Annotated in this window: 22 protein-coding genes; 21 read left to right on the plus strand and 1 reads right to left on the minus strand. The window is 45.4% G+C overall.

The annotated features are described in order from the left end of the window. The first annotated feature begins 5 nt into the window (after positions 1–5). From B4F66_RS14065 to cysK, 19 genes are all read left to right on the plus strand, one after another. Positions 6–1,460, plus strand: a complete 1,455-nt coding sequence (locus B4F66_RS14065; protein ID WP_292356670.1) for an RNA polymerase factor sigma-54 — start codon at positions 6–8, stop codon at positions 1,458–1,460. Between the two features lie 35 nt (positions 1,461–1,495). Further along, entirely contained in the window at positions 1,496–1,822 is a 327-nt protein-coding gene (gene hpf, locus B4F66_RS14070; protein WP_292356671.1) for a ribosome hibernation-promoting factor, HPF/YfiA family, read from the plus strand. A 15-nt stretch (positions 1,823–1,837) separates the two neighbouring features. After that, positions 1,838–2,299 (plus strand): PTS sugar transporter subunit IIA, encoded by a 462-nt coding sequence (locus tag B4F66_RS14075; RefSeq protein ID WP_292356673.1) that lies wholly within the window; start codon positions 1,838–1,840, stop codon positions 2,297–2,299. A 6-nt stretch (positions 2,300–2,305) separates the two neighbouring features. Beyond that, the gene (locus B4F66_RS14080; protein WP_292356675.1) at positions 2,306–2,824 is read left to right on the plus strand and encodes an HPr kinase/phosphorylase; all 519 of its coding nucleotides are present in this window, start codon (positions 2,306–2,308) and stop codon (positions 2,822–2,824) included. 96 nt (positions 2,825–2,920) lie between these two features. Next, positions 2,921–3,325 carry a PTS sugar transporter subunit IIA gene (locus tag B4F66_RS14085; RefSeq protein WP_292356677.1) on the plus strand — a complete coding sequence of 135 codons (405 nt, stop codon included), beginning with the start codon at positions 2,921–2,923 and terminating at the stop codon, positions 3,323–3,325. Then, positions 3,322–3,594 (plus strand): HPr family phosphocarrier protein, encoded by a 273-nt coding sequence (locus B4F66_RS14090; protein ID WP_292356679.1) that lies wholly within the window; start codon positions 3,322–3,324, stop codon positions 3,592–3,594. Before B4F66_RS14085 ends, B4F66_RS14090 begins: the two co-directional genes overlap by 4 nt. Beyond that, a complete protein-coding gene (ptsP, locus tag B4F66_RS14095; RefSeq protein WP_292356680.1) occupies positions 3,591–5,342 on the plus strand; it encodes a phosphoenolpyruvate--protein phosphotransferase in 1,752 nt (583 codons plus the stop codon). The genes B4F66_RS14090 and ptsP overlap by 4 nt, the downstream gene beginning before the upstream one ends. Positions 5,343–5,456: 114 nt before the next feature. Continuing rightward, positions 5,457–6,815 (plus strand): magnesium transporter, encoded by a 1,359-nt coding sequence (gene mgtE, locus B4F66_RS14100; RefSeq protein WP_292356682.1) that lies wholly within the window; start codon positions 5,457–5,459, stop codon positions 6,813–6,815. A 15-nt stretch (positions 6,816–6,830) separates the two neighbouring features. Further along, positions 6,831–7,928, plus strand: a complete 1,098-nt coding sequence (aroC, locus tag B4F66_RS14105; RefSeq protein ID WP_292356684.1) for a chorismate synthase — start codon at positions 6,831–6,833, stop codon at positions 7,926–7,928. Positions 7,929–7,939: 11 nt separating this feature from the next. Then, a complete protein-coding gene (locus B4F66_RS14110) occupies positions 7,940–9,115 on the plus strand; it encodes an MFS transporter (protein WP_292356686.1) in 1,176 nt (391 codons plus the stop codon). A gap of 99 nt (positions 9,116–9,214) precedes the next feature. Beyond that, complete coding sequence (locus B4F66_RS14115) at positions 9,215–10,564, plus strand: Na(+)-translocating NADH-quinone reductase subunit A (protein WP_292356688.1); 1,350 nt, start codon at positions 9,215–9,217, stop codon at positions 10,562–10,564. A gap of 2 nt (positions 10,565–10,566) precedes the next feature. Further along, positions 10,567–11,775, plus strand: a complete 1,209-nt coding sequence (locus tag B4F66_RS14120; RefSeq protein ID WP_292356690.1) for an NADH:ubiquinone reductase (Na(+)-transporting) subunit B — start codon at positions 10,567–10,569, stop codon at positions 11,773–11,775. Positions 11,776–11,777: 2 nt separating this feature from the next. Continuing rightward, positions 11,778–12,605 carry a Na(+)-translocating NADH-quinone reductase subunit C gene (locus B4F66_RS14125; RefSeq protein ID WP_292356691.1) on the plus strand — a complete coding sequence of 276 codons (828 nt, stop codon included), beginning with the start codon at positions 11,778–11,780 and terminating at the stop codon, positions 12,603–12,605. After that, positions 12,605–13,267 carry an NADH:ubiquinone reductase (Na(+)-transporting) subunit D gene (locus B4F66_RS14130; RefSeq protein WP_292356694.1) on the plus strand — a complete coding sequence of 221 codons (663 nt, stop codon included), beginning with the start codon at positions 12,605–12,607 and terminating at the stop codon, positions 13,265–13,267. Before B4F66_RS14125 ends, B4F66_RS14130 begins: the two co-directional genes overlap by 1 nt. Then, complete coding sequence (gene nqrE, locus B4F66_RS14135; RefSeq protein ID WP_292356696.1) at positions 13,268–13,876, plus strand: NADH:ubiquinone reductase (Na(+)-transporting) subunit E; 609 nt, start codon at positions 13,268–13,270, stop codon at positions 13,874–13,876. Further along, a complete protein-coding gene (gene nqrF, locus B4F66_RS14140; protein ID WP_292356698.1) occupies positions 13,876–15,093 on the plus strand; it encodes an NADH:ubiquinone reductase (Na(+)-transporting) subunit F in 1,218 nt (405 codons plus the stop codon). Before nqrE ends, nqrF begins: the two co-directional genes overlap by 1 nt. Position 15,094: 1 nt before the next feature. Then, positions 15,095–15,298 (plus strand): (Na+)-NQR maturation NqrM, encoded by a 204-nt coding sequence (gene nqrM / locus B4F66_RS14145; protein ID WP_292356700.1) that lies wholly within the window; start codon positions 15,095–15,097, stop codon positions 15,296–15,298. 20 nt (positions 15,299–15,318) lie between these two features. After that, a complete protein-coding gene (locus B4F66_RS14150) occupies positions 15,319–15,783 on the plus strand; it encodes a CBS domain-containing protein (RefSeq protein ID WP_292356702.1) in 465 nt (154 codons plus the stop codon). Positions 15,784–15,920: 137 nt separating this feature from the next. Beyond that, positions 15,921–16,877, plus strand: a complete 957-nt coding sequence (gene cysK, locus B4F66_RS14155; RefSeq protein WP_292356704.1) for a cysteine synthase A — start codon at positions 15,921–15,923, stop codon at positions 16,875–16,877. A 14-nt stretch (positions 16,878–16,891) separates the two neighbouring features. Here cysK and B4F66_RS14160 read toward each other — a convergent pair whose 3' ends face one another. Next, the gene (locus tag B4F66_RS14160; RefSeq protein WP_292356705.1) at positions 16,892–17,617 is read right to left on the minus strand and encodes a lipase family protein; all 726 of its coding nucleotides are present in this window, start codon (positions 17,615–17,617) and stop codon (positions 16,892–16,894) included. Positions 17,618–17,733: 116 nt separating this feature from the next. Here B4F66_RS14160 and B4F66_RS14165 point away from each other — a divergent pair, with 116 nt between their 5' ends. Then, positions 17,734–18,096 (plus strand): cupin domain-containing protein, encoded by a 363-nt coding sequence (locus B4F66_RS14165; protein WP_292356707.1) that lies wholly within the window; start codon positions 17,734–17,736, stop codon positions 18,094–18,096. Positions 18,097–18,356: 260 nt separating this feature from the next. Further along, on the plus strand, positions 18,357–18,644 hold the full coding sequence (locus B4F66_RS14170) for a cupin domain-containing protein (protein WP_292356709.1): 288 nt from the start codon (positions 18,357–18,359) through the stop codon (positions 18,642–18,644). The last annotated feature ends 479 nt before the right edge of the window (positions 18,645–19,123 follow it).

Consider the following 19,123-nt stretch of genomic DNA (forward strand, 5'->3'; position numbering starts at 1 on the left):
ATTAAGTGAAACCCTCATTACAGCTACGCATTGGTCAAAGCCTGTCGATGACTCCACAGTTGCAGCAAGCGATCCGTTTGTTGCAATTATCATCCTTGGAGTTGCAGACAGAAATTCAGGAAGCACTGGAAACCAATCCCCTTCTGGAGGTTGAGGAAGAATACGACTACGACGAACCAAGCTCTGTCCGTCGTGATGAAGATACCGGTAGCCGCGAAATCAGCGAACTGGAAAATACTGATATTCCCGAAGATCTGCCAGTCGATAGCAAATGGGAAGATACCTACGATAATTCCCAGAGCATGACGAGTTCCGGCCCATCCGGAGACAGTGATTTTGAGCGGGATAATCAGGACGAAAGCAGTGACAGCCTGCAACAGCATCTACTCTGGCAAATGCGCCTCACTCCATTTAGTGAAACTGAACAGGCAATTGCCACCACTATCATTGACTCCATTGAAGACGATGGCTACCTGAAAACCACATTGGAAGAAATTCAGCAAAGCCTTGGCGAAGAATTTGCTGAAGTAGAACTTGATGAAATTGAAACGGTATTGCACCGGATTCATCATTTTGATCCCGTCGGTGTTGGTGCTCGGGACTTGCGTGAGTGTTTACTGATCCAATTACGATTATACGAATCGACTGTCGCTTTAAAGCATGTTGAGTTGCTTACAGAACTGATAGACAAACATCTGGATACATTGGCTAAACGTGATTACGCCCTGATCAAACGTGCTTTGAAAGTCAGCGATGATGAATTAACCGATCTGGTTCGCTCAATTCAGTTGCTTAACCCGCGCCCCGGCAGTAGTATCCAAACTGACAAAACTGAATATATCGTACCGGATGTTTATGCGATAAAAGTTCACGGCAAATGGCAATTGTCGCTCAATCCTGACAACGCACCTAAACTGCAGATTGCCGAACATTACGCCTCGTTAATTAACCGGGCCGATAGTAGTGAAGAGAACACTTATCTGAAAAATAATTTGCAGGAAGCACGTTGGTTTCTGAAAAGTTTACAAAGCCGTAATGAGACATTACTTAAAGTCACCCAAGCAATTGTGGAACGTCAACGTGACTTTCTTGATCACGGCGAAGAGGCCATGAAACCTTTAGTATTGGCAGATATCGCCGAAACCGTGGAAATGCATGAATCCACCATCTCCCGCGTAACGACTCGCAAATATCTGCACACGCCACGGGGAATTTTTGAACTTAAATTCTTTTTCTCCAGCCATGTCGGTACTGAAAGTGGTGGAGAATGTTCTGCAACAGCCATTCGGGCGATCATCAAAAAACTGGTCGCCGCGGAAAATCCGAGAAAACCCCTGAGTGACAGCAAAATTGCTGATATTCTGGGAGAACAGGGTATTAATGTCGCTCGTCGTACTATTGCAAAGTACCGCGAAACATTAGCGATAGCGCCCTCAAATGAGCGTAAGCGACTGGTGTAATACCAGTTTTAGTCCACCAACAGGAGTGATGCATTATGCAATTAAATCTAAGCGGACAACATATAGATATCACTGACAGCCTTCGGGACCACGTCAATAAAAAATTCGAGAAACTGACTCGTCATTTTGATCACATGACTAACGTGCATGTAGTGTTATCTGTCGAGAAACTTCGGCAAAAAGCTGAAGCAACTGTTCATGCCAGTGGCGCCGACTTATTTGCTTCTGACGAGCAGGAAAATATGTATTCCGCTATTGAAAATCTGGTTGCAAAACTGGATCGACAAATCATCAAGCACAAAGATAAAATTACTAACCACCATCAAGCTGATGGTGTCATTCAAAAACATAACGCTAGTTAAGGAGCGGGAAATTTCATGCTTATCGCTGCACTGCTCGTAAATGCGGACAACATCAGTTTCCACGATGAAGCTACCAGCAAAAAACGGGTGATCGAAAATCTCAGTCGTATGCTGGCAGCCAATACGAGTGCAGCGACTGCTGAAAAAATCTTTCAAGTTCTACTCGAACGTGAACGTTTGGGCAGTACCGGATTAGGCAAGGGCGTGGCAATTCCCCACGCCCGTGTCCCGGATCTTACCCACACCGTGGCCGCAATGCTGACACTGGAAACGCCGGTCGAATTTGAAGCGGCTGATGGTAAACCGATTGATATCGCCTTTGGTTTATTGGTGCCGGAGGATGATACCGAACATCATTTACAACATTTGTCACGTCTGGTGACATTGTTTAGAGATGAAGAAATCTGTAGCCGTATTCGACAGGCTTCCAGTGCTGAAGCCATTTTTGAATTATTGCTTTCCATCGACGAAGAATAATCTGTTATGTCTTTGCCAGCAGCCATGGATAGTCATCATGGTGTGATGATTCATTATCGGGATAAAGGCATCTTTATTTTTGGTGAAGCTGGTGCTGGAAAAAGTAGTCTGGCACTCGAATTAATTCATCATGGCGCAACACTGATTGCTGATGATGTGGTGGATTTTTCCCTGAAGAATGAACATCTTATAGCACATTGCCCCAAACTGCTTTCCGGTTTACTGCATACCCGTGAATTAGGCCTGATGGATATCCGCAAAGTCTGTGGTGAAGCTAGCTGGCATGCCAGCACCATTGCAGATTTGTGCATTGAACTGAAACGAGTCCATCACCCTAAAGCCAGTGTTAACACTCCGACACAACACAAAGTCATTCTTGGTAAAGCTTTAGTTGTATTGACATTATCTGTTGAAAATCCAGCCTCATTTAAAACCCGAATTGATAGCTGGCTGACAATGCAGGCGTCACATAAAGGCAACCATGAAAAAATGCAGCTTTGGCAGCTTGATAAAATGGCATTTTAAGCAGCAATATTTGCCTAAAACGCTCATATACATTACATTCATTGGCGGTAAACTGCCCTTCCAGTCTGACTTTCGCTGGTGACCAAGAGAACCAAGATGACCGTAGGTATTTTAATCGTATCGCACAATCATATCGGCACCGAGTTGATAAACACGGCCAGACAAATGCTTTCCTGCTGCCCGTTGCCCACTAAAGTTATCTCTATCGAAGTCAAAGATAATCCAGACGCCATACGCAAACAGCTGGATGGTGAATTGATTGGACTGGATCAGGGTAATGGAATTTTGATTTTGACAGATATGTTTGGCTCTACTCCCAGCAATATTGCTTGCGCAGTCTCCGATCGTGAAGATATCCGAATTGTTTCAGGGCTCAATCTCCCCATGCTAATCCGTGTTTTAAACTATCCAACCCTAAGCCTTGATGAACTTGAACACAAAGCGGTTAGTGGTGGCCAGGAAGGCATTGTACGTTGTCATCACTCAGGGTATCGTCCATGAAACAGGAACAAACATTTACCATCATAAACCGCCTGGGATTACATGCCCGTGCTGCGGCAAAATTCGTCACCACTGCTTCTGAGTTCCATGCGGATATTCAAGTATCAAAGGATAATCGTCAGGTTAATGGCAAAAGTATTATGGGAGTGATGATGTTAGCCGCTGCCAAAGGCACTGAAATTCAGGTCACCGCAGAAGGTGATGATGCCGAATCTGCGTTAAACGCTATCGGGGAGTTGATTGCCAATTACTTTGGAGAAGGCCAATGACGCTTGAGCTACAAGGCATTGGCGTTTCTCGAGGTATCGCGATCGGTCGTGCCCATATTCTGTTTCACAACCAGCCGGATGTTCGTGAATATCTGATCCCGGCGTTTTCCATTGAACAGGAAGTGGAACGTTTACTTGATGCGATTGAACAGGCCAAGCAACAGCTTAAATCGATTCGTAACCATATCCCTGCCAACGCGCCGGCTGATGTGACGTCGTTTATTGATACGCATATCTTAATGCTCAACGATTCATCACTGACCAAAGTTCCGGTCGATATGATCCGTCAACGTCGCTGCAATGCTGAATGGGCGTTGCAATTGCAACGTGATGCATTAATCAACGTATTCAACGAAATGGATGATCCGTATCTGCGGACACGACGGGATGATGTTGATCATGTGGTCAATCGTATCCATCGGATTCTCGCCGATCAGGAAGTAGCGGATCACGAAATTGCTGATGGACGCCTGAAAGGCCATATCATCATTGCTGAGGATTTGACGCCCGCAGATACCGTTTTAATGCAACATCAGGGTATTGCCGCATTTGTTACCGAACATGGTGGCGCCACTTCGCATACCACAATCCTGGCACGCAGCCTGGGTATTCCGGCAATTGTCGGTGTGGAATCTGTTCGTCGCTATGTGCAGGATAATGAACCACTGATCGTCGATGGTGAAGCTGGCATCATGATTGCCGGTGCCGATGAAGGAACACTCAGGGAATATCAACAACGGCGTATTGCGTTTGATGAACATATTTCATCTCTGAGTCGCTATAAATCCCAGCCTACGCGTACCCGTGATGGCAAGACCATTACGCTGCTGGCCAATGCGGAATTGCCAGAAGATATTTCCACTATCACCAATGCCGGGGCACAGGGCATCGGGCTGTATCGGACCGAATTTCTCTATATGAATCGGTTGGCACCACCGGAAGAGGAAGAACAGCTCGCCGCTTATCGTGATGTTGTCGAAGGTATGAATAATCAACCAGTCACCATTCGGACTTTCGATCTGGGGGCAGATAAGACCGTTGATGGTGGTCGGCACCTGACTCAGACAGTGGTCACTAATCCGGCACTGGGGTTGCGTGCTATTCGACTTTGCCTGACTCAGCCCGCTATGTTCCGCACCCAGTTAAGAGCCATCCTGAGAGCATCGGCCTATGGCAAAATCAAAATCATGTTTCCAATGATATCCACCATGCATGAATTGTTACAGGCACGTAATTTATTGGAACAATGCAAGATCGAACTGGATAGGGAAGGTCTGGAATATGATCGTCAGGTAGAAATTGGCGCAATGATCGAAATCCCGGCCAGTGCAGTCTGCGCAGAAATGTTTGCCCGTCATGTAGATTTTCTATCTATCGGCACCAACGATTTGATTCAATATACTCTGGCTATCGACCGTATTGATGACACGGTCAACTATCTCTACGACCCTTTACATCCTGCTGTTTTACGGCTGATTCATATGACGCTGGAAGCGGGTAGGAAATTTAATATTCCAGTATCAATGTGTGGTGAAATGGCTGGTGATCCCCGCTATGCCCGGCTATTGCTGGCAATGGGACTGGAACACTTCAGTATGCATCCCAATGCGTTGCTGGAAATAAAGCAAATCATTAACGAAACCGATTTGAGTTTATTACCGGATAACACGCTGAGTATTATGCAAGTGTCAGATGCACTTGAAGCCGATATGTTATTGGAACAAATCAACGCACCGATTCATCATTAGCTGCTATTTGTTTCGCTAAGGCTAGTCATTTAAAGCTATTCAGCACCAAGTAAGCAGGCTAAAATAGCCTGCGTAACCTCCCCCTAAAAGTACCGACGCCCTCTGGAGCCGGATATGTCTGAGCTGGACCAACACCGCAGTCTCAATCACTCGCTGAATGCCTTTTCCGAGGCGCTGAAAAGCGGCCGCTTTGTCAGAATGCGTCGCTTATTAGCCAGCTTGCACCCTGCTGAAACCGCTCATTTACTGGAATCCCTCCCTCCCAATGAACGGCTGGTATGCTGGCCAATCATCAATCCCGAATTACGAGGTGAGGTACTTTCCTATATTGGGGAAGATGTTCGTACCGGCTTGATGACCGGCATGGATACTGCTGATCTGTTGAGCGCTACTGAAGATCTGGATACCGATGATGTTGTCGATATTCTTCAGGATCTCCCTGGCCATGTGATGCAGGAAGTGTTGCGAGCCATGAACTCGCAACGTCGACGTCGGATTGAAGCCATTCTGGCTTATGAAGAAGATACCGCCGGTGGTTTGATGAACACCGATGTGGTCACCGTCCGCTCGGATATCACATTGGAAGTGGTCTTACGTTATTTACGTAAATATGGGGAGTTACCCGAAAACACTGACAGTCTTTATGTCGTTGATCATCAGGATAAATATCTTGGAACGCTGCGCTTGTCACAGGTTGTCAGCCGCAGCCGTTCACTTACTGTACGCGAAGCAATGTCGCATCAGGTCGATCCTATTCCCGCCAATATGTCGGACCATGATGTCGCCCACCGTTTTGAAAAACATGATCTGATCTCCGCACCTGTCGTCGATAAAGATAATCACCTGCTGGGCCGCATTACCATCGATGACGTGGTGGATGTTATTCGGGATGAAGCAGAACACTCTTTACTGAGTATGGCCGGTTTAAGTGAAGACGAAGATACGTTTGCCCCGGTCAAAAAAAGTATTCATCGCCGCTCGGTATGGCTTGGTATCAACCTGTTGACTGCATTTTTAGCGGCATGGGTTATAGGGCTATTTGATACCACCATTGAAAAACTGGTGGCTTTGGCTGTATTAATGCCAATAGTTGCCAGCATGGGCGGTATTGCCGGCAGCCAGACATTAACACTGGTCATCCGTTCTATGGCTCTGGACCAGTTGAATGATAAAAATCAACGCTGGTTATTACGCAAAGAATTTCTGGTGGGCATGGCCAATGGGGTGATTTGGGCAATTGCTATCGCTTTTGTAACCTACCTCTGGTTCGGTAATTTTTTACTGGGAATCATGATTGGTGCAGCCATTATTGTTAATATGACAGCTGCTGCCGTTGCCGGGGTAATGATTCCCCTGGGATTAAAACGTATTGGCATTGATCCCGCATTGTCCGGCAGCGTTCTGTTAACCACTGTCACCGATGTAGTCGGATTTATGGCTTTCCTCGGTTTTGCTACTCTATTTATCGTTTAACTCGGATTTTTGATTATGTCAGGCAACAGTTTCGGAAAACTTTTCACAGTCACCACTTTTGGTGAAAGCCACGGCACCGCCCTGGGGTGTATTGTCGATGGTTGCCCCCCAGGACTGGAATTATCCGAAGCCGATCTTCAGAATGATCTGGATCGGCGTAAACCGGGTAAAAGCCGCCATGAAACACAGCGCCGTGAACCTGATCAGGTCAAAATTCTTTCCGGTATTTTTGAAGGCAAGACTACTGGAACCCCGATTGGTTTGTTGATTGAAAACATGGATCAGCGATCAAAGGATTACGGCAATATTGCCGAGCAATTCCGCCCGGCCCATGCTGATTATGCCTATCACCACAAATACGGTTTCCGTGACTACCGTGGCGGTGGCCGATCATCAGCACGTGAGACCGCAATGCGCGTTGCCGCTGGAGGTATTGCCAAAAAATTTCTTAAACAACGTTATGGTATCGAAATTCAGGGTTATTTGAGCCAGCTTGGCCCGATTAAAGCTGAAACGCTGGATTGGGCGCATATCGAAAATAGTCTGTTTTTCAATCCTGATCCCAATATTGAAAGCGAGCTGGAAGATTATATGGATGCTTTGCGTAAGGAAGGCAACTCCATTGGTGCTCGCATTAATGTCATTGCACGCCATGTACCTCCGGGTTTGGGTGAGCCTATTTTTGACCGTCTGGATGCTGATATCGCCCATGCGATGATGAGTATCAATGCGGTAAAAGGCGTGGAAATTGGTGCCGGTTTTGAATCGGTTACCCAGAAAGGTACTGAACATCGGGATGAACTGACACCGGAAGGTTTCCTGACCAATAATGCTGGCGGAACATTAGGTGGTATTTCCAGTGGACAGGATTTGCTGGTAAGCATGGCGCTCAAGCCTACTTCCAGTCTGCGTATTCCCGGAAAAAGTATCAACACACGTGGAGAAGCCATCGAAGTCGTCACTCATGGTCGTCATGATCCTTGTGTCGGTATTCGTGCCACTCCAATTGCAGAAGCCATGCTGGCACTGGTATTGATGGATCATATGTTGCGTCATCGGGCCCAGAATATGGATGTAACCACTGACACCCCGATTATCCCGGCACAAGCCTAACCTGATCGCTGGTGCCTTTTTCCGGACTACCCTACTGGCGGCTGTCAGGGTTTTATCTATTTTATTTTGCCACTCTGGGCATTCTGGTGCCCTATTGGGGGCTTTATCTGCAATGGGAAGGATTCAGCGCCCGACAAATCGGTGAATTAACCGCCATTCTATTGGCAACCCGAATCATTGCTCCGAATGTCTGGGGCTGGATTGCTGATCACCGCGGACAACGTCTGAGAATTGTTCGGCTGGCCAGCTTACTGAGTATCGTGGCGTTCTCAGGCATTTTTATTTCACAGAGTTATTACTGGATTGCCGTTGTATTAATGGTCTTCAGTTTTTTCTGGAATGCTTCTCTTCCTCAATTTGAAGTCACTACACTGCAGCACCTTGGTGAACATAGTCATCATTACAGTAAGATCCGCGTTTGGGGTTCTATTGGTTTTATCTGTGTTGTGGTCTTACTGGGTTGGCTAATGGATCGTTATGATGCCGGCATCGTTCCCTATGCGTTGTTAGTGTCCATCAGCGGTATCTGGCTGATCAGCCTCACGGTTCCTGAATCTGCCAGTCGTCACCTGAGTCTCAATCACATCCCTATCAGACAGGTGCTCAAACAACCTGCTGTTCGCGCCTTTTTAGCTATCTGCTTTTTAATGCTGGTCAGCCATGGGCCTTACTACACGTTTTACAGTATTTATCTGGAACAGCATGGCTATAGCCGTACTTTGATTGGTCAATTATGGGCGTTAGGGGTAGTCGCTGAATTAATGGTGTTTCTGGTAATGCATCGCTGGCTACCCCGCTTTGGCATTCGCAAGGTATTACTCGGTAGTCTGCTACTGGCAGCTTTTCGCTGGTTGCTGATTGCGCTTTATGCTGACCAGGTTGTTATGCTTATCGCCGCACAATCATTACACGCTGCCAGTTATGGTGCTTTTCATGCTGCTTCTATTGCATGGGTACATCAGCACTTCACTGGTCGTAATCAAGGCCGCGGACAGGCGTTGTACAGCAGTATGAGTTTTGGTGCTGGTGGCGCAGTAGGAAGTTTATTGAGTGGCTATCTATGGCTGACTCCGGGACCGGAAATGACTTTTATGCTGGCAGCTGTAACTGCGATAGGTGCTTTTTTAATCGGCTTTATCTGGCTTAAAAGCAGCAAATCCTCTGCGGAAAAACAACCACATTATTGACATGGTAAGCTTCCCTTAAGTACCGCAAAGCCGCTATACTCCTGCATTGATAATTTCAAAGCCAACAGTGCTCATGCACTGCTTCTGACTAGGTGGGATATGCATTTCTCAATTAAGAAAGGGCTGACATTGCCCCTTGCTGGTGCGCCGGAACAAAAAATTAGCCAGGCTAATCCGGTCGCTTCAGTTGCTGTGTTGGGGCTCGAATACGTCGGCATGAAACCAACGATGCTGGTTGAAGAGGGTCAGCGGGTTAAACTGGGTGAAGCCATATTCACCGATAAAAAAACCCCCGGCGTAACCTATACGGCTCCCGGCGCTGGCATAATCAAAGCGATTAATCGTGGGGCCAAACGGGCTTTGCAATCAGTGGTGATTGAGCTTGAAGGTGACGAGGAACTCACTTTTAAATACTACTCACTGGATGAATTACCGACGCTCAGCCGAGAGCAGGTTCAACAGAATCTGGTTGAATCTGGATTATGGACCGCTCTACGCACTCGTCCCTACAGCAAAACACCTGAACTGGACAGTGAGCCCAAGGCAATCTTTATAAATGCGATTGATACTAATCCGCTTGCTGCTGATCCCAACCTGATTATTAACGAATATGCTGACGATTTTCGTAACGGTCTAACAGTATTGAGTCATCTGACCAGCGGTAAACTTTATCTCTGTCAATCACCGAAGGCAGCTCTACCCACTCCAGATCTGAAAAATCTTGAAACTCCAACATTCTCAGGTCCACACCCTGCAGGACTGGTGGGTACTCACATACATTTTATTGAACCTGTCAGCAGTAAAAAAACAGTTTGGCATATCGGTTATCAGGATGTCATCGCCATTGGCAAACTTTTCACCACGGGTCACCTTTGGGTAGAACGGATTATTTCACTGGCAGGACCAATGGTAAATAAGCCACGGCTCATCCGTACCCGCCTTGGAGCCAACACTGAAGAACTGGTTCGCGGAGAAGTCCAGAATATTCGCTCCCGTGTGATTTCCGGATCAGTATTCAATGGTCATACCGCCAATAACTGGGCTGCATTTCTTGGTCGTTTTCATACCCAGATATCTGTTCTCGAAGAGGGGACACATCGTGAGATACTTGGATGGATCCGGCCAGGTGGCACCAATAAATACTCTGCCCTGAACGTTTTTTTCAGCAAAATATTTGGCAAGAAAGATTTACCGCTCACCACTTCACAGAATGGTAGTCCACGCGCCATGGTTCCGGTGGGTGTTTTTGAAACCGTTGTTCCTATGGATATTTTACCAACGCAACTGCTGAGAGCTTTATTGGTCAGAGATACTGACTCTGCTCAGGCATTGGGGTGTCTTGAGTTGGATGAAGAAGACTTGGCCTTATGTTCATACGTCTGTTCTGGTAAATATGACTATGGTCCTGCGCTGAGAGCCAACCTTACACAAATAGAAAAAGAAGGATAACCATGGCGCGTTTAAGAAGATTCCTAGACCGGATAGAGCCGTCATTCCAAAAAGGCGGAGCTTACGAGAAGTACTTTGCCGTTTATGAAATGATCGATACATTCATCTATAGCCCTGGCGATGTTACCCGGGGCTCGCCACATGTTCGTGATGGTATCGATCTTAAACGGGTTATGAGTTATGTCGTACTAGCGACTTTTCCTGTTTTAATGCTGATGTTGTGGAATACCGGTTTTCAGGCCAACAGTGCCATGGCGCAACTGGGCATGTCGACAATTGAAGGTTGGCGCGGCTGGATCCTGACCAGCTTTGGTATTGGTTATGATCCTAATAGCCTGTTCTCTAACATGTTCCATGGCCTGCTCTACTTTTTACCGATATATCTGACCACCCTAATCGCCGGTGGTACATTTGAAGTTATTTTTGCTGCAGTGAGAAACCATGAAGTAAATGAAGGCTTCCTGGTGACGTCAATGCTCTACAGCCTTACGCTTCCGCCCTCTACCCCCCTCTGGCAGGTTGCGCTGGGTATTATTTTTGGTGTGGTAATTGGTAAAGAAGTTTTTGGTGGTACCGGTAAAAACTTCCTGAATCCGGCATTAACGGGTCGTGCATTTCTATATTTTGCCTATCCAGCACAAATGTCAGGGGATGCCGTATGGACGGCTATTGATGGCTATACAGGAGCGACCCCCCTCGCTTTGGCAGCATTAGGTGGTTTGGAATCCGTCACCGAAGCAGGCTACACCTGGACACAGACATTCATAGGTCATATGCCCGGCTCATTAGGTGAAACCTCTACCCTGGCTATTTTGCTCGGTGCAGCTTTCCTGCTTTATACACGCATTGCCTCTTTCCGTATCATTTTCGGGGTATTCCTCGGCATGGTGGCCACTAGCTGGCTTTTCAACATGATTGGCAGCGATACCAATCCAATGTTTGGACTTCCCTGGTACTGGCATTTGTCTCTGGGTGGCTTTGCATTTGGTATGGTTTTCATGGCAACCGATCCGGTGTCTGCTGCCATGACCAATAAGGGACGCTGGATTTACGGTATTTTGATTGGTTTTATGACGGTACTGATACGGGTCGTCAATCCTGCCTTCCCAGAGGGTATTATGTTAGCCATTCTGTTCGCCAATATATTTGCCCCACTAATCGACTATTTTGTCGTTCAGTCCAACATTAAACGAAGACTACAGCGAAGCTAATCATGGCAGAAATTACGCAGAAAAAAGGTTTTTTAGGCCAGCTGATGCAGCTGCCAAACGATGATCCTAAAAAGACTATATTCATTGCCATTGTGCTTTGTCTGGTTTGTTCGGTTCTGGTTTCAACAGCTGCAGTTTCATTGAAGTCCCGGCAGATTGTGAATCAAAAAAACGATATCAGACAAAATATTCTGGCCGTTACCGATCAGTTTGAGCCGGGTATGGATATGGAAGCAGCTTTTGAAAAATTTGAGGTTCGTTTAGTAGATTTGGCCACTGGCCAATACGCTGAAACAGATCTTGATCCAGCCACTTATGATCAGCGTAAAGCATCTGGTTCACCAGATTTGGGAGTACGTCTAGATAATCAGCAGGATGTAGCCGGAATTGGTTCACGAGCTAAATATGCCCCAGTTTATATTCTTCGGGATGGCGATAAAATCCAACAACTGGTTATTCCTATTCATGGCTATGGATTATGGTCAACCATGTACGGATTTCTTTCTTTAGGTAGTGATTTCAATACTATTCAAGGGTTGCGTTTTTACGAACATGCAGAAACGCCCGGCTTAGGTGGTGAAATAGAAAACCCGCGCTGGTTAGCCAAATGGGAAGGCAAAAAAATATATGACGAAAACGGCAATGTGGAATTCAGGGTTGCCCGTGGTTATGTGGATAACAATTCACCACAGGCAGAATACAAGGTCGATGGATTATCTGGTGCCACACTGACCAGTAAAGGCGTTTCCAATATGATTTCATTCTGGTTAGGTGAAGATGGATTTGGCCCTTATTTGCAAAGTATGCGTTCCGAACAGGGGATTAACTGATGGCAAGCCAAGCAAAAAATAATGTTATTGATCCAATTATTGATAATAATCCGATAACGTTACAGGTTTTAGGAATTTGCTCTGCTCTAGCAGTAACCACCAATATGACCGCAGCGCTGATCATGTGTATTGCGCTTACGTCGGTTACAGCTTTCTCCGGAGCCATCATCAGTTCAATTCGTCATCACATCCCTTCAAGTATCCGTATCATTGTTCAAATGACGGTCATTGCCTCATTGGTAATTATTGTTGACCAGATTCTCAAAGCTTATGCGTATGAAGCCAGTAAGCAGTTATCTGTGTTCGTCGGACTGATTATCACCAACTGTATCGTTTTGGGTCGTGCCGAAGCTTATGCTATGAAAAACTCTCCCGGTATGAGCTTTCTGGATGGACTCGGAAATGGCTTGGGTTATAGCATGGTCTTATTAGTCGTAGCGTTCTTCCGTGAATTATTTGGGGCTGGCAAACTGTTTGGCCACACCATTATTCCGGTAGCGAATGAAGGTGGCTGGTATGTCCCCAATGGGTTGATGCTGTTACCGCCAAGTGCTTTTTTTATTATCGGTCTGATGATTTGGGCTATCCGAAGCTGGAAACCACAGCAAGTTGAGGCACCAGATTATCAGATTCACCAAGTACACCGTACGGAGGTCTTGTAAATGGAGCATTACCTCAGTCTGTTTATTCGCTCAATTTTTGTTGAAAATCTGGCGCTCGCTTTCTTTTTGGGCATGTGTACCTTTCTCGCGGTTTCTAAAAAAATCGAAACTGCTTTGGGGCTGGGTATCGCCGTTGTCCTGGTTCAGGCCATCACGGTGCCGACCAACAATCTGATTTATCAATATCTGCTTAAAGAAGGTGCCTTGTCCTGGGCTGGCCTACCGGATGTGGATTTAAGCTTTTTGGGTCTAATAAGCTATATCGGTGTTATTGCCGCGATGGTGCAAATCATTGAAATGGCAATGGATAAATACGTGCCGGCCCTTTACAACGCACTGGGTATTTTCTTGCCATTAATTACGGTCAACTGCGCCATTTTAGGTGGTACGCTGTTTATGGTTGAACGTGATTACAATCTGGCTGAAAGTGCGGTGTATGGTGTAGGTAGTGGCTTTGGTTGGGCTCTGGCGATTACAGCAATTGCAGGCATCAGAGAAAAACTTAAATATTCCGATGTCCCCGATGGTTTACAAGGTCTTGGCATTACATTTATTACAGCTGGATTGATGGCGTTAGGGTTCATGGCATTTTCGGGGATTCAACTCTAATGGAAATCATCTTAGGCATTGTTCTGTTCACACTTATCATCATGGTGCTGGTATTTGTAATTCTCAGCGCCCGCTCCAAGCTAGTGGCAACGGGTGATATCGAAATTATCGTTAATGATGAAAAAACCATAAAAACCAAGGCCGGCGGTAAGCTTTTAGGAGCTTTGGCTGATGCGAATCTTTTTGTCTCTTCTGCCTGTGGTGGCGGTGGCACCTGTGCACAGTGCAAAGTAAAGATTTTTGAAGGTGGTGGCTCAATTCTCCCCACTGAAGAATCGCATATCACTAAACGTGAAGCCGCAGAGGGTGATCGCTTATCTTGTCAGGTTGCCGTTAAGCAGAATATGCGGATTCAGGTACCGGAAGAAGTTTTCGGTGTTAAGAAATGGGAATGTACCGTTCGTTCCAATGATAATGTCGCCACATTTATTAAAGAACTGATTCTTGAATTACCTGAGGGTGAAAGCGTTAATTTCCGAGCCGGTGGCTTTATCCAGATTGAATGTCCGCCGCATACCGTTGAATATAAAAACTTCATCATTGCCGATGAATACCGCCCGGATTGGGATCGATTTGATTTATGGCGTTATAAGTCAGTGGTGAAAGAAAATGTGGTTAGAGCCTACTCTATGGCTAACTATCCGGAAGAAAAAGGCATTGTAATGCTGAATGTGCGGATAGCTTCACCACCGCCAAATGCCGATGATGTTCCACCGGGCATCATGTCTTCCTACATTTTTGATCTCAAACCGGGTGACAAAGTGACTATTTCTGGTCCATTTGGTGAGTTTTTTGCCAAAGATACGGATAGAGAAATGGTATTTATTGGTGGTGGTGCCGGCATGGCACCAATGCGTTCGCATATTTTTGATCAGTTACGCCGCCTGAAATCCAAGCGTAAAATGACCTTCTGGTATGGTGCTCGCAGTTTGCGTGAAATGTTTTATACCGAAGATTTTGATGAACTTGCCGCGGAAAATGACAACTTTACCTGGCATGTCGCTTTATCCGATGCTTTGCCAGAAGATAACTGGACGGGCTACACAGGCTTTATTCACAACGTCATATACGAAAATTACCTGAAAGATCATCCTGCACCGGAAGATTGTGAATATTATATGTGTGGGCCACCGATGATGAATGCAGCGGTGATCAAAATGCTTGAAGATTTGGGTGTTGAACCGGAAAACATCATGCTTGATGACTTTGGAGGCTAAGATGAATACTTTTCTTGCCGCATTTGTGATTATTCTACTGGCTGTTACAGCCATGGCCATCGGGGTAATATTTGGTCGCTCAGCAATAAAAGGCAGTTGTGGTGGATTGAATCAGGTTGGGCTGTCGGGAAGTTGTGGCGGGGCCTGCTCGATTCAGGAAAAAGAAGAGTGTGAAGCCCGTAAGCGGGCACAACAACAAAACTAAACAGCGTCAGGGAGTAGCCCATGCTTGCATCACTCAAAGTCAAAGATCATATGAATGGCACCAAGATCACTTTTACACCTGAGATGGATGTATTACGTGCAATTCATCAGCTGATTGAATTTAAAATCTCCGGTGCTCCCGTTATCGATCAACATGGTAATTTGATTGGTTTTCTGTCTGAAAAAGACTGTATGCAAGTGGCGCTTAATGCTGCTTATCAGGGCGAATCAGCGGGAAAAGTTGAAGAGTATATGCATAATCAGGTTGAGACCATAGATTTTGAAGCATCAATCATTGAGGTCGCTGAAAAGTTTTTAAAAACTGCCTACAAGTGTTTGCCCGTGATTAAAGAAAATCGTTTAGTCGGATCAATTACCAGACAGAATATTCTTAAAGCACTTGAGCTGACGTCCAATCCTGATAGCAAGCAACCAGCAAAGCAATCTACAAAACAAAATATTCATGTCAGTAACAGTGTTTCCTGACCGATAGATAACTTTCCTTTTAAACAACCGCTATCCGACAGTTTTAAACTATTCACGACTGATTTTGCTGCAGGATTTTTTTGCATAAGCAATTTAGTGTAAGCTTGGTTTATTCCAATCAAATCGACTGAGTTTTTATGATTTATAACAGCATACTCGACACAATCGGTAATACCCCTATTGTTCGTCTAAACAACATAGCCCCCAATCACGTCGAAATGTACGTTAAGGTCGAAGCCTTCAATCCGATGGCTTCTGTAAAAGATCGACTGGCATTTGCAGTTATCGATGATGCTGAAAAACGTGGAGTATTAAAACCCGGTCAAACAGTTATTGAAGCTACTTCAGGTAATACAGGTATTGCTTTAGCAATGGTCTGTGCAGCGAAAGGATATCCTTTTGTTGCCACCATGGTCGAAACCTTCTCGGTTGAACGTCGTAAAATCATGCGAGCTATGGGAGCCAAGGTAATTCTTACTCCGGCAGCTGAAAAAGGCACTGGCATGGTTAAAAAAGCAGAGGAACTCGCTGAGAAACATGGCTGGTTCCTAGCTCGACAATTTGAAAATCCTGCCAATCCCGCTTTTCATCGAAATACTACCGGCCCTGAAATCCTACGTGACTTCGCAGGTAAACAACTCGATTATTGGGTCTCGGGTTGGGGCACTGGCGGTACATTAACCGGCGCCGGGGAAATGATTAAACTTGCCAGACCAGATACCAAAATTGTTGCAACAGAACCTGCTGCAGCTTCCATGCTGGCTGGGGATGACTGGCATCCACATAAGATTCAGGGGTGGACTCCGGATTTTATTCCAGATGTTTTAAACCGTGATGTTTACGATGAGCTATATCCAGTTACTGATGAGGAATCCAAAAACTGGGCATTACGATTAGCCAGTGAAGAAGGTATCTTCTGCGGATTATCTTGTGGCGGCACCGTTGCAGCAGCAATGAAAGTCGCTGAGAATGCAGCCGATGGTTCGGTTATTCTGGCTATGCTTCCTGATACTGGAGAACGCTACTTATCCACTTATTTGTTCGAAGGAATGAATGAAGGTTCAGATGATGAATGGCTGAGCAGCTTAGGCTAGTCAGCCATTTGAATTTATTCAGGCAGTACTGCAGCTACAGCCATTGACCAACAGCAAGTGTGATCCGCTCCTCCCACCAGATAGCTTTTTACTTTGTCACGCGTTTTAAATTTTGACAGATAAGACATTAATACCGAGCCGGGTACCACAAAATCATGATCACCTATCAGATGTACTTGAGGTACAGCCTCTAATGCTGCGCTGTAATCAATTGGGTTTAAAGAGCCAGACAGTGGTGCTGAATCATTAAACTCAGTCCACCATTTATGATCCAGATTACCTGCCACGGTCAATAATAGTGCAACATCGCTCCTTTTTGATGCAATAATTGAGGCGATAGCCCCACCACCAGAATAGCCTACAAGTCGAATTTGACTTGATTGATACTGCTGTTTCAATGCAGAAATAGCCTTATCCATCGAATCCACTACGGCTTGAGAATAGCGGTGTGATGTCCATAGTTCACGATTACAGGAATTAAATCGGGTAGCTTTGAGATATTGGCAGGGACGCCCTATATAGACACTATTACCTCCGGTCTCCTGCGCTAGTCTTAATGCAACACCAGGTTCACCATCCCCTTCAATAAAAATATTCAGCACTTCGGCCTGCTTTAAATCAGGAGGAACAAAGCCGATCATGATATGTGAACCACCAGACAGAATCAGACGATTCCAGGATGATATGTCATTGGCTTGCACGGTAAATGAAAGGACAAATAGCAGCATGAACATTTTCATGGAACACCTCCTTTAAGGGTGACATGAAAAATTCTGCATAGAGGATGCCAAATTCTTATTTTGTAGTTTCCTACTATACAAACAACTTATTTAACCAAAAGGATTCCAGTTCAATTATGAAACCACAAATTAAACGATTTCAGACTAATAATGAATACTTTTTTGTTGAAGGATGTTATATCAATGAACTTTCCAACCACCTGGAAGATTCTGAACTTTCCATTGCTCGTGCCAGAGTGGAACCAGGGGTTACCACCCAGTGGCATCAGTTAAAGGAAACAACTGAACGCTATGTAATTCTTGAAGGTAAGGGTGTTGTAGAGATCGGTGATATGGCCCCACAAAATGTTCAAATGGGAGATGTGGTGATCATCCCGGCTTGTACCCGTCAAAGAATTACTAATATCTGCAACGAAGATCTTGTGTTTCTCGCCTTATGCACACCTCGTTTTGAAACAGATAACTATCAGTCTGTATAAACTTAGAACGGCTTTTACCCAGCTTATATTGAAACCTGAAGGAACTTTATAATCATCCTGGCGATTGTCTATTACCATTTATGATTACCACTTAATATGGATTTAAACTGACAGTACTTTATTGCGAAACTTAAATCTTTTGCTTAAATGCTTGGAGTACGGACATGAAAACGATCACTTTTGGAAACTTCTCAGCGCCCAGCGTTGCACCTATCACTTCAGACCTTGAGGGTTGGGTCCCATTTGAAGGAGCGCCAACGATGACGACCTGGCTTGAACATGTCTCAGAAGACGGTAAGTTATTGACGGGTTTTTGGGAAGCAACGCCCGGTACCTATCGGGTAACCTATAATGCTGATGAAATGGTTCACATGTTCGAAGGCAAGGCCACATTGAAGGATGATGATGGCGAGTCTGTAACCTATAAAGCCGGTGATAGTTTTCTGGTAAAGGCGGGATTTAAAGGTACTTGGAAGACGGAACAAACAGTACGCAAGATTTTTGCGATTAGTGTACCTCAAGATGTGACATCACCCTTTGGTGAGTAACTAATATTTCACTGGCTAACCATTCCATTACTAAGTAAGTGAGACATGCTGTTAATCAGATAAATATTAACGTCATTAAGCTAACACCGCCTAGGGCAATACCTAAAGATTATGGTTTGTCCTAGGCTTTTTTTATGTCCATGGATGGACGGTATGCCGCTAATGCAGGAGTAATTAGCGGCCACATTGGTTGTTCACATGCTCAGGCAGGATAATGCAAACCTTCAAGACAAAAAAAAGAGCCCATCCGATTGGATGGGCTCTTTTTTTGTATTAAAGCCTGGCAGTGACCTACTTTGATGAGATGCATCCCTGCATCTCACCCTGCGGGCGCCTACCGGCGTCCATTTTTGTTCCAGACAAAAATGTCACATGGGGTGTTGCCATGCTCAAGTTAAATCACCACAAGTTTTGAATATAAAAAAAGCCCGGCGCTTTCGCGTCGGGCTTGTTTTATATTAAAGCCTGGCAGTGACCTA

This window comes from Methylophaga sp. UBA3603 (genome assembly GCF_002375335.1).
Taxonomy (GTDB): domain Bacteria; phylum Pseudomonadota; class Gammaproteobacteria; order Nitrosococcales; family Methylophagaceae; genus Methylophaga.